General features: G+C 39.8%; 11 protein-coding genes and 1 riboswitch. Of the genes, 10 read left to right on the forward strand and 1 reads right to left on the reverse strand.

Features of this window, described 5'->3' with window-relative positions:
* Window positions 1-172 precede the first annotated feature (172 nt).
* Window positions 173-628 carry a universal stress protein gene (locus tag ABU615_RS07655; RefSeq protein ID WP_100140865.1) on the forward strand — a complete coding sequence of 152 codons (456 nt, stop codon included), beginning with the start codon at window positions 173-175 and terminating at the stop codon, window positions 626-628.
* Between the two features lie 84 nt (window positions 629-712).
* Here ABU615_RS07655 and ABU615_RS07660 read toward each other — a convergent pair whose 3' ends face one another.
* Window positions 713-1,342: a TetR family transcriptional regulator gene (locus ABU615_RS07660; RefSeq protein WP_267391876.1), complete on the reverse strand. Its 630-nt coding sequence runs from the start codon at window positions 1,340-1,342 to the stop codon at window positions 713-715.
* A gap of 310 nt (window positions 1,343-1,652) precedes the next feature.
* On the opposite strand from ABU615_RS07660, the gene ABU615_RS07665 reads away from it, so the two are divergent.
* From ABU615_RS07665 to drt3b, 9 genes are all read left to right on the forward strand, one after another.
* Window positions 1,653-2,882, forward strand: a complete 1,230-nt coding sequence (locus ABU615_RS07665; protein WP_370388779.1) for an efflux RND transporter periplasmic adaptor subunit — start codon at window positions 1,653-1,655, stop codon at window positions 2,880-2,882.
* A gap of 12 nt (window positions 2,883-2,894) precedes the next feature.
* The gene (locus ABU615_RS07670; protein ID WP_370388780.1) at window positions 2,895-6,107 is read left to right on the forward strand and encodes an efflux RND transporter permease subunit; all 3,213 of its coding nucleotides are present in this window, start codon (window positions 2,895-2,897) and stop codon (window positions 6,105-6,107) included.
* Entirely contained in the window at window positions 6,104-7,606 is a 1,503-nt protein-coding gene (locus ABU615_RS07675) for an efflux transporter outer membrane subunit (protein ID WP_370388781.1), read from the forward strand. Before ABU615_RS07670 ends, ABU615_RS07675 begins: the two co-directional genes overlap by 4 nt.
* Window positions 7,607-7,864: 258 nt before the next feature.
* Window positions 7,865-8,098: a 50S ribosomal protein L28 gene (rpmB, locus tag ABU615_RS07680; RefSeq protein WP_002216391.1), complete on the forward strand. Its 234-nt coding sequence runs from the start codon at window positions 7,865-7,867 to the stop codon at window positions 8,096-8,098.
* Between the two features lie 26 nt (window positions 8,099-8,124).
* A complete protein-coding gene (rpmG, locus tag ABU615_RS07685; RefSeq protein WP_025329834.1) occupies window positions 8,125-8,280 on the forward strand; it encodes a 50S ribosomal protein L33 in 156 nt (51 codons plus the stop codon).
* A 104-nt stretch (window positions 8,281-8,384) separates the two neighbouring features.
* Window positions 8,385-8,621, forward strand: coding sequence for a SlyX family protein (locus tag ABU615_RS07690; protein WP_367489844.1), 237 nt, complete (start codon window positions 8,385-8,387; stop codon window positions 8,619-8,621).
* Between the two features lie 561 nt (window positions 8,622-9,182).
* Window positions 9,183-9,271: riboswitch (TPP riboswitch) on the forward strand.
* A gap of 54 nt (window positions 9,272-9,325) precedes the next feature.
* Window positions 9,326-9,988 (forward strand): thiaminase II, encoded by a 663-nt coding sequence (gene tenA, locus ABU615_RS07695; protein WP_367489841.1) that lies wholly within the window; start codon window positions 9,326-9,328, stop codon window positions 9,986-9,988.
* A gap of 246 nt (window positions 9,989-10,234) precedes the next feature.
* A complete protein-coding gene (gene drt3a / locus ABU615_RS07700) occupies window positions 10,235-11,503 on the forward strand; it encodes an antiviral reverse transcriptase Drt3a (protein ID WP_370388782.1) in 1,269 nt (422 codons plus the stop codon).
* 6 nt (window positions 11,504-11,509) lie between these two features.
* Window positions 11,510-13,504: an antiviral reverse transcriptase Drt3b gene (gene drt3b / locus ABU615_RS07705; protein ID WP_370388783.1), complete on the forward strand. Its 1,995-nt coding sequence runs from the start codon at window positions 11,510-11,512 to the stop codon at window positions 13,502-13,504.
* The last annotated feature ends 1,049 nt before the right edge of the window (window positions 13,505-14,553 follow it).

The following is a 14,553-nucleotide window of genomic DNA, read 5'->3' on the forward strand; positions in this document are numbered from 1 at the left end:
TATCCTTTATGAATGCAAGCTAGATGGTAGCAGGTTTTAAAAGAAACGTTGATGGACTGGCGTTTACTTCAGGCAAATTTGTGCTAAGCTTTGCCAGTAGTTTTCTGGTTATATTGATGTTTTTCAGTTTAATTCAAATCAGGTTATGGTTTGTTGAGCAGGGAGAATAACGATGTATCACAAAATTATGGTACCGGTAGATGAAAGTGCGGCTGCGAAACGAGCCTTACAGGAAGCCATCATGCTGGCCAGATTGTGCCAAAATGCTGTTTTACGAGTAGTCAATGTGGTGGATCTAGCACAGTTTAGCTGGGGAGGTGTTGGTGCTTTGCCATCTGAAGAAGTGCGTAAAGCAGTCAATGCCGCCGGTAAGAAAGGACTGGAGCAAGCAGAAAAAATGCTTCAGGAATCCGGTCTGCAATACGAGGTTGAGGTGATTGAGAGTGCAGGTGATAAGGTGGCTGATATGTTGATTCAGGAAGCCACGGAGCATAATGTTGATTTACTAGTGATGGGTACCCATGGATTCAGTGGCTTCATGCATATTCTAATGGGTTCGGTAGCAGAAGGGGTATTGCGGCAATCTGATATTCCGGTGATGCTGTTACGGGTACGGGAAGATGATTAAAACTGACAAGCTAGTGTTTCCCATTCTGAAACGAGCTGGTGACAATAATTTTATGTTTTAATCATACTGGCAAAACACTATCCGCTATTGGCGCAGGTTTGGATTATGGTGCAGTGATTCGAGTGCAATATTGATAAAGTTTGGTGCAATGCTGGTGATATCGATATTGTGCGGGTCTGTTAGCCACAGGTTGGTCAATCCGATAAATAGTGCCTGAAAATACAAGGCTGCCTGCCGTATATTAATGTTTTCTGGCAGAATATGTTGTTGGCAACATACCTGAAACACAGCACATAAATTCTGCCACCATAGATTTTGGTATTTTTGCAACAACGCCACAATTGCGCGGTTGTCTTCAGTATGCTCACAATTTAAATGCAGGATATAGCAGAATTTTCGATAACGCTCATCATTGGCCATACGTTGGAACATCTGATTCAGTGCCCGCATAAGGTTGTGTAGTGCATCCGGCGAGCTGGTGTCAATATCATGGCGCAGCTGCTCACTCAGTTTACTGAAAACCTGTTGGAATAACGCGTCAAACAAGTCTTCCTTATTTTTAAAATGCCAATAGAGCGCACCACGTGTGACACCGGCCGCGCTGGCGATTTCCTGTAAAGATGCACGGCTGACGCCGCGCCGGTAAAAAATATCCAAAGCAGCGGCCATGAGGTCATCTCTGGTTTGCAAAGCTTCCTCTTTGGTCTTGCGCATAATAAATTTCCGTTTATCTGTACATTAAATTAGGCAAATCTGTATTTAATCCAGATTGACACATGTATTTTTGATTAAAATAACTAAGTTATAAATTTATTGCATCTGGTATACATACATTGTTGCATGTATAATGCGCAGCGTAAAGTTATTCCTGATTAAATCGTCTGTTGTCGCATAAGCAGGTTGTCGGATATTTTTATCTGACAGCCCGCAATGGCGTCACCAGCGCTATTTGTGTCATATTTATAGCGCAGCAGAGTAAAAATTCATTTAATTTTTAATTATATATGCACATATTGAGGTGAGTATGGGAACGAATCGAAGAGCAGATAAATGGCGCATCAGTGCGATAGTGCTGGCCAGTGTGCTGGCTTTAGCTGCATGTGGCAAAAAAGACAACGGACCAGCACCACAGGCGCCAATGGTCAGCGTGCTGACGGTACAACCACAGACGGTTACAGTAGACACTGAGTTGACCGGCCGTTTAAAGCCGATTCGCGAATCAGAAGTGCGTGCTCGTGTGGCCGGTATTCTGCTGAAACGCTTATTTACAGAAGGCGCTTATGTTAAGGAAGGGCAGCCACTGTTCCAGATTGACAATGCACCTTACCTAGCTTCATTACAGTCTGCCCGTGCAAGTTTGGCCACAGCACAAGCCAATGCAGTAAAAGCTGATGCAGACGTGGTTCGCTATCGTCCGCTGGTAGCCGCCAATGCCATCAGTAAACAGGAATTTGATCAGGCCATAGCTCAGCAGCGTCTGGCACATGCACAGATTGAAAGTGCACAGGCTGCGATAAAAACTGCGCAGATAAATGTAGGTTATGCTTATGTACGCGCACCAATTTCTGGCCGTATCGGCAAAGCTTTGGTGACTGAAGGCGCTTTGGTCGGACAGGGCGATGTAACGCAGCTGGCGCTGATTCAGCAAACACATACTTTATATGTGGATCTGACCCAGACTGCAGCTCAGGCTATGAAAATCCGTCAGGATATTGCTTCTGGCAAAATGAAAACTATCAATGGTGCAGTGGAAGTAGCTATCAAACTGGATGATGGCAGTGAATATCCTCAAAAAGGGCGTCTGCTGTTTACTGATATGACAGTAGACGAAGGCACGGGCGAAGTGAAAGTGCGTGCGGAAATTCCAAATGATGATGATATGTTACTGCCTGGGCAATTTGTACGGGTAGAAATTCCGCAAGCTGAAATTCAGAACGCTATCGTGTTGCCGCAGCAGGCAGTAACCCGTGGTGCCAGTGGTGATACGGTTACAGTAGTTAATGCCGATGGTAGTTTGGCTGTTCGTCCGGTAACTGTTGTACAGCAGAAAGGCACCAACTGGGTAATCAGTGGTGGTCTCCGCGCAGGGGATAAAGTTGCAATGGATGGCCTAGCACTGGTGCAGTTAACCGGAGCCAAGAAAGTACAAACTCAGCCATGGAAAGCGACCGCAGCCAGTGCACCAAGTGCGCCATCAGCCACAACCGCTTCCGCACCTAAGGCTTCTGCGGCATCTGCCTCACAAGCCAAGTAAGGATTAAGTAATATGTCACGATTTTTTATTAACCGACCGATTTTTGCATGGGTGGTGGCTTTGTTCATCATCATTGCCGGTATAGTGTGTATTACCAAGCTCCCTGTTGCACAGTATCCGACGGTAGCCCCTCCTTCTATTACCCTTACCATTTCCTATCCAGGTGCTGATGCCCAGACTATTGAAGATACGGTGTTGTCACGTATCGAACGTGAGATGAACGGTCTGGAAAATTTGGACTACATGGAAGCTAAATCTTTGTCCAATGGTACCGGTACCTTAACCTTAACCTTCTATCCAGGCACCGATGACGATATTGCGCAGATGAATGTGCAAAACGCTTTGTCGCGTGCTGAGCCGCGTCTGCCGGCTATGGTAAAACAAACCGGTGTACAGATTGCCAAATCACGCAGTAACTTCCTGATGGTAACCATGTATACCAGCGATAATCCCAATCTGACACCGGCAGATATGGCGGACTATGTGGCACGTAATATTCAGCCAGAGCTGCAACGTATTGATGGGGTGGGTAACGTGATGGTGTTCGGTTCCGAACGTGCCATACGTATTTGGCTGGATTCAGACAAACTGCGCAGTGTGAATCTGACACCGGCTGCAGTTAATGCTGCTGTGGCAGCACAGAATCAGCAGATTTCTGCCGGTAGCCTAGGTGCCTTACCCTCTCCAGATAATATTCAGACCACTGCAACTATTGTTGTTCCTGGTCAGCTAAAAACAGTTGAACAGTTTGAAAATATCATTGTTAAAGCCAATACTGATGGCTCACTGGTACGCCTGAAAGACGTTGCCCGCGTAGAGCTGGGTAAACAGGATTACTCAACTGGAGCTCGTTTGAATGGTAAAGACGTAGTCGGTGCTGGTATTCAGCTGACTACCAAAGGTAATGCACTGGCCACTGCCAATGCAGTTAAAGCCAAGCTGGCAGAATTACAGAAATATTTCCCGGCAGGCATGAGCTGGTCTGCACCGTATGATAGTTCTACTTTCGTCAGCATTTCTATTGAAAAAGTAGTACATACTCTGGTAGAAGCCATCGTACTGGTATTTTTGGTAATGCTGCTGTTCCTGCAAAACATTCGCTATACCCTGATACCGACCATCGTGGTGCCGATTGCATTGCTGGGTGCATTTACCATCATGTATTTTGCCGGCCTGTCGATTAACGTACTTACCATGTTTGCGATGGTGTTGGTAATTGGTATCGTGGTTGATGATGCCATTGTGGTGGTAGAAAACGTCGAACGTATCATGGCAGACGAACATTTACCACCAAAGCCAGCTACCGAAAAAGCTATGGGACAGATTTCAGGTGCTGTGGTGGGTATTACTGTCGTACTCATTACCGTATTTATCCCGATGGCGTTCTTTTCTGGGTCTACCGGTAATATTTATCGGCAGTTCTCTGTGGTGATGTCTGTAGCCATCTTCTTCTCCGCATTTCTTGCTTTGTCGCTGACACCGGCTTTATGTGCCACACTGCTCAAACCGATTACCGAGCAAGAAGAAGAGAAAAAAGGTTTCTTTGGTTGGTTTAACCGCAAATTTACCAGCGGTACCAAAAAATATGAATCCAAAGTAGCCTATGTACTGCATCGCAGCGTACGCATGTTTATCATCTATGTGGTTATTGCCGGCTGTGCACTGTTTGTCATGCTGCGTCTGCCTACTTCATTCCTGCCGGAAGAAGATCAGGGCTATTCCATTGCTCTGGTTCAATTGCCACCGGGCGCTACTCAGCACCGTACGCTGGATACCTTCAAAAAGATGGAGGACTTCACCCTCCGGCAGCCTGAAGTGAAAAACATGGTATCTGTACTTGGTTTCAGTATGACCGGCCAGGGACAGAACGTAGGTTTGAGCTTCCTCGTGTTGAAAGACTGGTCAGAACGCAGTGGGGCACAACACAGTGCCAATGCACTGGCCAACCGCATTACCGGAGCCATGATGGCATCCGTACGTGATGGTTACATCTTCGCGCTGGTGCCACCATCCATTCCTGAGCTGGGTACCAGTACTGGCTTTAGCTTCCGTCTGCAGGATCGTGGCGGTAAAGGCCATGAAGCATTGTTGGCTGCGCGTAATCAGCTACTGGGAATGGCGCGTGAAAGCAAGGTATTGACTCAGGTACGGCCAGATGGCATGGAAGATGAACCGCAATTGCAAATTGATATCGACCGTGATGCAGCCAATGCACAAGGCGTATCATTTGGCGATATTGCCACTGTACTAAGCACGGCACTGGGTTCCAACTACGTAAATGATTTCCCGAATAAAGGTCGTATGCAGCGGGTGATTGTGCAGGCTGATGTTGCTTCACGTATGACTCCGGAAGACCTGAACAAACTAACCGTTAACAATGCGCAAGGTCAGCTCGTACCATTGGCCGGCATTATCAAAACCCGCTGGATTACTGGTCCGGCTCAGACCATCCGTTATAACGGTTACACCGCGATGTCTATTACGGGTAATGCTGCACCTGGGTACAGTACCGGTGACGCTATGGCTGAAATGGAAAAAATTGCCAGCAAACTGCCTGATGGTTTTGGTTATGAGTGGACAGGATTGTCTAAAGAGGAAAAAGATGCAGGTAACCAGTCTACTATCCTCTATATGTTCTCACTACTGGCAGTTTTCTTGTGTCTGGCTGCATTGTATGAAAGTTGGACTATTCCATTATCAGTAATGTTAGTGGTACCACTGGGGCTGCTTGGCGTTGTATTGGGTACATGGCTACGCGGTATGGAAAACGACGTTTATTTTCAAGTGGGGCTAATTACCGTAATTGGTCTGAGTGCCAAAAACGCCATTCTGATTGTGGAATTTGCCAAAGACCTGCAAGAGCAGGGTAAAACACCGCTCGAAGCAGCACTAGCTGCCGCTCATCTGCGTTTCCGTCCAATTCTGATGACCTCTATTGCCTTCATCATGGGTGTAGTACCGTTGTATTTTGCCAATGGCGCTTCTTCTGCCAGTCAGCGTGCAATCGGTACCAGTGTATTGTGGGGCATGTTAGTTGGCACCTGTCTGGCCTTATTCTTTGTGCCTGTGTTCTATTCAACTGTACGTAGTCTGTTCAGCAGAAAAAAGAACGACCAAAATGGCAACACGCCTGACAATAGCAAAAACCTGCCAATTGCAGTAAACAGTGATGGCAGTGCCAGCATACAGTCCGGCAACCAGACAGACAAAGAGGATAAAGCATGAAACACTTAGTAAAACCTACCCTGTTGGCTGTATTAACTGCCGGGGTTATGTCTGCCTGTTCGATGGCGCCTCGCTATCACCAGCCAAAAGTTGAAATGGCAGAAACCTTCCCTGGTGCAGCAGCCAACAATCAGCGGGCCGGTGAAGTAGCGGCTGCCAATCTGGGTTGGCAGGATTACTTTGCTGATGAACGCCTGAAACAGATAATCAGTCTGGCTTTAGCCAATAACCGTGATTTACGCGTTGCTGCATTGAATGTCGAAGCTGTGCGCGCACAATACGTGATCCAACGGGCAGATCGTTTGCCGGCTCTAAGTGCCACCGGTAATGGCGGCCGCTCACGTGTAGCACAGGATTTAAGTGCTATGCGTGATGCAAGTGGCCGCCAAACCAGCTATATCGCTGAATCATACAACGTGGGTTTAGGCGTAACCGCTTTCGAGCTGGATCTGTTTGGGCGAGTGAAAAGCCTTTCTGATGCTGCACTGAATCAATACTTCCAGCAAAAGCAGGTGCGCGATTCTACCCAGATAAGTCTAATCGCCAGTGTGGCTAAAGCTTATTTTGATGAACGCATCGCCCAAGCTCAAATGGACTTATCCAGCCGCGTATTGACATCACGTGAAGAAAGCAAGCGTCTTACTGATTTGCAATTCAAATCCGGCGTGATTTCACAGGTAGACGTAGATGTAGCTGAAGCACAAATCGAAACCGCGCGTGCAGATTATGCAGCTGCCAAACAGGCACGGGATCAGGCACACAATGCCTTAACCCTGCTGGTTGGTAAACCTCTTCCAGATGACCTGCCTGCCGCGGCTCCATTAAGCCAGCAGTTTGTGAATGCTGAATTACCAGTTGGTTTGCCGTCAACCATCCTGTACCAGCGGCCTGATGTGCGTGCGGCAGAGTTTGCTCTTAAATCAGCCAATGCCAACATAGGCGCAGCTCGAGCAGCCTTTTTCCCGCGTATTAGTCTGATTGGTAGTATTGGTTCCGGTAGTAACGATATCGGCCACCTATTCAACGGTCCGAACCGTACATGGAGCTTTACTCCGCAGATTACACTGCCCATCTTCACCTGGGGACAAAACAAAGGTAATCTGGATTTAGCCACTGCTCGTAAAAATATTGCCGTAGCTCAATATGAGCAGACTGTACAAGCAGCTTTCCGCGATGTGGCTGATGCATTGGTGGCACGTGATTCGCTGAAAAAACAGTACGAGGCGAAACGTCGTGGCGAGCAAGCTCAGACCAACCGTTACAAACTAACCCAGCTGCGTTATAAACACGGTATTGCCAGCTCGCTTGAGCAGCTGGATGCTGAGCGTGACAGCTATGCAGCACAGCAGGCATTGCTCAGTACCCAGCAAACCCTACTGGAAAACCGTGCAGATATCTATAAAGCTCTGGGTGGTGGCCTGAACCAACAAATAGCAGAACCTGCTGCCAGTACCACCGTAACCACTACGACCACCACAAGCACAACCACCGTGCATTAATGGTGTTTTAGTCAGGATGGCTGCATTACCTCAGCCATCCTGTAGCTGTACAGGAAATATGCTGAAAATATAACCATTGGCTGTAACTTAAGCATTCAGCCAGCTGTTTTCGAGGCAAGGCTCAGGCTACCAGTCCTTGCTTCAGGCGCAACAATTTCACCTGTACATGCTATACAGAATGATTTAACCCTTGAATAGATTCTGCTTTTCATGGTATAAATCGCGTTTTACAAAATTATTAGAAGTTTGGAGTTAACCATGGCACGTGTATGTAAAGTGACCGGTAAGCGCCCGATGAGTGGCAACAACGTGTCACACGCCAACAACAAAACCAAACGCCGTTTCTTGCCTAACCTGCAATCACGTCGTTTCTGGGTTGAAAGTGAAAACCGTTGGGTACGCCTGCGCGTTTCTAACGCTGCCTTGCGCACCATCGACAAGGTAGGTATTGATGTAGTATTGGCCGACCTGCGCGCTCGCGGTGAAGCTTAATCATATAGTGATTTAAGGAAAGAGCAATGCGCGACAAAATCAAACTGGAATCCTCTGCTGGTACTGGCCATTTTTACACCACTACCAAAAACAAACGCACCATGTCTGGAAAATTCGAGATCAAAAAATTTGATCCAGTAGTGCGTAAACATGTACTGTACAAAGAAACCAAACTGAAATAATAGTTTCATACTGGTTTGAAAAACCTGAGCAGCCCAATTGCTCAGGTTTTTTTCATATTTAAAGAAATCAAAGCCTGAACCCATTACCTACAAAAAGCCGCACTATGGACAACATTACTGACAACCAAATGCAATGGCAGCGCCGCATCGAAGAACTGGAAATACAAAGCGCCCTACAAGAAGAAACCATTCAAAGCTTGAGCGATACCATAGCACGACTGCAACAAACCCTTGACTTACAACAGGCACAACTACGCCTGTTGTATCAGCGTTTACCGGATAAAGCGGACAGCAATAACGAACCATTCAATCCGGCCAATGAAATTCCGCCACATTATTAAATTGATTACTAACTAATTTGGTTTGATTATTTTAATAAATAATATTGAATTAAATCGTGTGGGTTTAAAAGTGATAAAGTAACAATATTTGATGAAAAATCATTGTTGTAGGAATAAGGAGATGAATTTTGTGTGTAGGAATAAACCCTTCATTAAAATAAAGCTAGAACTATTTCTAGAAAATTTAAGAAGCAATATGATAAGAATGTGCCAAAGAAATGGCAGACTCACCTCCTTAGCCTACAATGATAACTTTACCATATTTAATTTATTTTGTCTTTATTTGTTAGTTAATAAAGCAGTGTTTTATATAATTTTTTAAAGCACAGAGAAGCAGAGAGAACAATACAATCATCAAAAATAAAATAGTAAAGCACAAAATTAAAATTGGTGAATTAATTAAAAGTCATATTTGCATTGGGAAATTTGATTGATAATACTTTTTTATACTAATATATTAATAGAAAGTAAACTCAGTGCGAAAAAAGTTGCAAAACAAAATATAAATTTTATTTTATATTAAAATACGGTTAGACTAAATTTGCCTTAAACATTTAAAAATTAATTTATCCGGGGTGCCTTTGGCTGAGATTACACCCGTTGAACCTGATTCGGTTAATACCGACGAAGGGAGTTTAAAACAGGCTTTATAATTGAAAAGGCTGTTTTGATACTCCTTAATATTGATTATTAAAGGAGGTTTTATGCCATCATTTCAATCGCTTATCGAGTTCTGTCAGGATGACTGGAAACAATATACACAACATGAGTTTGTGCAGCAATTGGGTAAAGGAATTTTAGACAAATCATGTTTTCAGCACTATTTAAAACAGGATTATTTATTTCTGATTCAGTTTTCCCGTGCTTGGGGACTTGCGGTTTATAAAAGCCACGATATTTTTGAAATAAGGCAGGCTTTAGCTAGTCTTAAGGCTATTGTTGAGATTGAACTTGATCTGCATGTTGAGTATTGCAAGAAGTGGGGAATCAGTGAAAAAGAACTGAATAGCTTGCAGGAAGCGAAAGCCAACATAGCTTATACACGCTATATGCTTGATGCCGGCCAGCAGGGTGATTTATTGGATATTCATATTGCACTGGCACCTTGTATGATTGGCTATGGCAGAATAGCTTGTTGGATTGAGACCCAACCTTGGTATCAGTCTGAAAATAATCCTTATCAAAGTTGGTTAGACATGTACACAAGTGATGAATTTCAATTAGCTGTGCAAAAAGAGATAGAGTGGATTAATCAACATCTTTTTCATGTTGAGCCACAACGATTTGAGCAGTTAGCGATAATTTTCAGAAATGCAACTCGCTTAGAGGCTGATTTTTGGCAAATGGGTCTGGATAAAAACATCTGAAAATGGCAGTATTTGACATATCGATAAATCTCTATAATAGTAAAATTAATAATATGTAATTGAGTCATCGGAAAAGTCTAATTTAAGTCATTTCGTTTATTTGACAGGTTTAACGTTTATTATATTTATGCTTAATGTAATGATTTAATATTATATTTAATTTCTTGCTTTGCATTAAGTTAAGAAAATTTATATGCTAAAATTTATTTAAAAATAGATATATATTATTAATTAAGCGAGAATTGTATGGAGCGTCAAGCTTTCACTGAAAAGTCTTTAAATCAAATTCTGAAACACTATCGTATTAAAAAAAATATACAATTAAATGAGTCTGATGCCAGCACTATAGTCCAATCAGCTTTGCAAATGATTGAACGTTCAGAATTTGAAGAACTATCAATGTGCTCTTTTAATAAAAAAAATATTCAAGTATTTTGTTTACAGGATGAAAAATCTAAAATAATTGAACGAAAAATTGTTCTTAACCTTAGACAAGTATTTAATATACATACTGATAGCAGAAATTCAATTGTGCAAAAATTAAAACTTATACTTTGTGAAACAGTTCCCTATAAAGTATATCGACTAGATGTTAAAAATTTTTTTGAATCTTTTCAGCAAAAGGATATAGAGAACACAATTTTTAATAATATTAATTTAAGTCCGCAAACAAAAAAAATTTTAAGAATTTTATTGGATATTCATAAATTTCAAGACGGTGAAGGATGTCCTCGAGGATTAGCTATTAGTTCAGTAATAGCAGAGATATTAATGAAAAATTTTGACATTAATATTAAAAATCAACCGAATTGTTTTTTTTATGCACGCTACGTTGATGATATTATAATTATTACAACAATATCCGAAGCAGAAAATGAAGAAAAAAATAATCAAGAATTCCTAAAAGAACTAGCAAAATTTCTACCATCTGGTTTGGAGTTTAATAAAAAAAAATTTCAAACAATAACACTTTCAAATGATTCGCAAGGTAATAAAGATGAATCAAAATCATTTGATTTTCTAGGATATAAATTTATAATAGATAATCTGGTTAACAAAAACAAACAATTTAGAAAAATTTCAATTGATCTAGCCGATAACAAGTATAAAAAATATAAATTTAAACTATTTAGAACATTTTATGATTTCAAAAAAAATAAAGATTGGACTTTATTGGAAGAAAGAATAAAATTTCTGACATCTAATTTCGAAATTGAAAAATTAGGAAGCAGAAAAAAATTTAGCGGAATCTATTATAATTATACTGAGATTACTGAAGATAAATTTTTAAACGGTAATCTGAAAAAATTGGATAAGCTGTTAAGGGCTTTACTACTTAAAAAATTTGAAAATGATAGATTCACACAGTTGATATATCCTATTTTAAATCAAAGTGAAAAGGGGGAAAATAAGAAAAAACTTCTTAAATACTCATTTGTTCGAGGCTATAAAAATAAAATTATTATCATACCTAAATTACGTATTACTTTCATAAAAAAATGTTGGGAAAACTGAATTAAAATGTCAAAAAATAAAAACTTTATTAAAAAAACCGATTACGATAGAGTAATACTAACTGAAACATTGCCTTACGAAACCCCTATTATTTTTTCGAATGCGGGTTTATATATGCAAATAAAAAATAAAGGCGATGGGTTTAAAAAAGAATTATTAGAAAAATTAATTTTGAATGAAAAAGCGACAAAAACCAAACCTTTTTTTTTCAAAATAAAAAAAAACGAGCTTGAATATAGACGTTTGGCACTGCTACACCCTAATAGCCAAATTGAGATTAAAGAGTTTTATCAAAAATACGATAGTTTAATTGTTTATTTCTGTAACCAAAGTCCTGCTTCAATAAGAAGCCCTAAATCTGTTGCTGGGAGCTTTTATTTAGATAATTCACAGAAAGATAAATTTGAAGAGCAAGGACAGAATATAACCTTAGCTGACCAAGATATTAATATTAAACATATGCTTTCTTATTTTGCTTATAACGGTTATATTCGATTATATAAATTTTTCGTTTCAGAAGATTATCTTTTACTTGAAAAGAAATTTGCTGTGCAAATGACACTCGATGTATCAAAATGTTTTGATAGCATTTATACCCACTCCATTGGTTGGGCTACCAAAAATAAAGAATTTGCCAAAAATCATCTGTCAAATTCATCTTTTGGTGATAAATTTGATACTGTATTACGTTCTGGTAATGATAATGAGACAAATGGAATAGTTATTGGTCCGGAAGTAAGCAGAATTTTTGCAGAAATCATTTTCCAGAAAGTTGATAAAACGGTCATTGACACTCTTAATAAAAAAGGATTTTACTTCGACCAAAATTATGCTATCCGGCGATATGTGGATGACGTGTTTATTTTTGCATCTACGGAAGATGATGTTAAAAAAATATATAATGAATATGTAAATGTATTATGGAATTTCAATTTACATGCAAATACGGCCAAAACTATAATAAGCCATCGGCCTTTTGTGAGTAAAAAAACACGATTAATTCATCAAGCCAGTGAGGTTGTTAATAGTTATTTTAATAAAATGGTTACAAAAACAAAAGGTGATAATTTAATTTTAGCCAAAATAAATTCTGTAGCTAAATTTAAAAGAGCTTTCATTGATTCAATAAAAAATCTTTGTGCTCAATATGAAATGAAATATGATGATATAGCTTCATATATTATTTCAGTACAGGCACGGTGGGTGAAAGATCTTGTCAAATTACAAAAGAATATGCAAGAACTAAACAATAATTCAGGTTCTAATAATAGTCAAAATACAGAACAAATTAATCAAGAAGAAATTGAAATTCGCTGTTATAAAATTTTCAATATTATTATTGAAATTGCGTTTTTTTTATACAGCGTAGCTCCTACAGTAAATTCCTCGTATAAATTAAGTTCAATTATTATTCGCATAAATAATTTTGTAGTAAAAAATATGCCTTCATTTAAAGAGGAAATAGCCAATCAGTTATTCAATCTTACTTGCCAGCTATTTACAGCAAAATCGCAAAAACAAGAACTGGCACAAAATGAAGTAGTTAATTTAGAGCTAATCAATATTATGATAGCCGTATCAGTGCTAGAGGACCAATATAAGTTGCCAGAATATTTGATAAAAGAATTATTTTTTCAGTCAGAGAAAACAAATTATTTTTCTATAATTTCCTTGTTATTTTATATCAAAGATAAAGGTGAGTATCTTAGTTTAAAAGATGAACTAGTTAAAATTATTGAAATAAAATTGGCTGATTTAAACGATTTAAAATCAAGCAGTGAAAAAATTCATTTACTGTTGGATACTGTCAGCTGTCCTCATATTTCGAAGCAAGTTCGAAAAAGTATAATCAAAAAATTACTAGAGAAAATTAGTTTTGGTACAAAAAATATAGACAAAATTCTAGATGAAGTTAGTAAGTGTTATTGGTTTGTAAACTGGAACAAAGAAGTTAGTTTACTCAATTTTCTTGTGAAGAAAGAGATTCAGCAAGTATATTAACTCCAATTTATTTGAAATTATTCATAATAAAATGTAATAGCTTAATTTAATAGTAATTTTCATCTACAATCAGAACGCTTAGCGTATCGAAATACCTAAGCGCGCGGATTGTTAAACAGTATTATCAGCGGGCTTGCTGAATACTCAAACTCTGGGTGTGAATACGGTCAATACATTGATTTAGACTACTGATAAGATGCTGCATCAGGCCGGCATATCTAAGCATTTCATTGTGGTTAACCAGTTGCTGGCGCTAGCAGCAATTGGCTTAGGGTTGTCGAAAGCCGGTTGATAGTATTGCGGGTGAATTCACAGTTATTGATTATGCTGCTGATTTTCTCAGAACTGAGCATATTGCCCTTTTTGATTGTTCAGACCGCTTTCATGAACAATAGTAAGATAGGCGGCGTTGTCCCTTAATTTGGTAATGCCAAAATCAAGTAGTGTTGCTGAGTTGCTGTTATTTTATTCATTCAATTTTCTTTGTAAATTGGTTTTATACCCATGTGGGCTTGAAAGAGGTAATTAAACCCTAAACATGTTAAAAAAGGCTGGAATCATTTCCCATTGTGTGGGGCTTGAATTCATCGTGATCTTGTCCGTAATATGAATAAAAAAATACAGGCACACTACAATTAGTATTTTGCATAGTTAAAAAATTACTACACTTTGTAAATCGGAAAAAGGTGGTTTTGGATTGTCAAGAAATTAGATTGTTACCTAATGGTGAAAAATCAATCTTTAGCATGTTCTTCCAATTTTACAATCTATCGAGATGTAATGCACTGATTGGTTTGGGCGTGCACTGGATACAGAGTAAACGGTTAAATTTGTGTGTGGATGTAAATAACCTGTTTAATCAGAAATGCTGGAATTGAACTGATATGGCTTATATGGTACCAGATGAGAATAGTCAGGCGCACCTTTTTCAACTCAAAATGGAGGCAGAGTGACGCGTTTAACCTGCAATAACGTGGTTTTTTAATAGACTACTGGTCACACATATAATTAATGCTGGCCTGCGTAATGCTTTTTGAGAATAGTTAATG

Origin of the sequence: Snodgrassella alvi (assembly GCF_040741455.2) — a bacterium.
In the GTDB taxonomy this organism is placed as follows: Bacteria; Pseudomonadota; Gammaproteobacteria; order Burkholderiales; family Neisseriaceae; genus Snodgrassella; species Snodgrassella alvi_E.

Coding starts and splice junctions, on each gene's coding strand:
- ABU615_RS07675 (WP_370388781.1), top strand. CDS start 6,104: ATGAAACACTTAGTAAAACCTACCCTGTTGGCTGTATTAACTGCCGGG.
- ABU615_RS07660 (WP_267391876.1), bottom strand. CDS start 1,342: ATGCGCAAGACCAAAGAGGAAGCTTTGCAAACCAGAGATGACCTCATG.
- ABU615_RS07670 (WP_370388780.1), top strand. CDS start 2,895: ATGTCACGATTTTTTATTAACCGACCGATTTTTGCATGGGTGGTGGCT.
- ABU615_RS07655 (WP_100140865.1), top strand. CDS start 173: ATGTATCACAAAATTATGGTACCGGTAGATGAAAGTGCGGCTGCGAAA.
- ABU615_RS07690 (WP_367489844.1), top strand. CDS start 8,385: ATGGACAACATTACTGACAACCAAATGCAATGGCAGCGCCGCATCGAA.
- rpmB (WP_002216391.1), top strand. CDS start 7,865: ATGGCACGTGTATGTAAAGTGACCGGTAAGCGCCCGATGAGTGGCAAC.
- tenA (WP_367489841.1), top strand. CDS start 9,326: ATGCCATCATTTCAATCGCTTATCGAGTTCTGTCAGGATGACTGGAAA.
- rpmG (WP_025329834.1), top strand. CDS start 8,125: ATGCGCGACAAAATCAAACTGGAATCCTCTGCTGGTACTGGCCATTTT.
- ABU615_RS07665 (WP_370388779.1), top strand. CDS start 1,653: ATGGGAACGAATCGAAGAGCAGATAAATGGCGCATCAGTGCGATAGTG.
- drt3b (WP_370388783.1), top strand. CDS start 11,510: ATGTCAAAAAATAAAAACTTTATTAAAAAAACCGATTACGATAGAGTA.
- drt3a (WP_370388782.1), top strand. CDS start 10,235: ATGGAGCGTCAAGCTTTCACTGAAAAGTCTTTAAATCAAATTCTGAAA.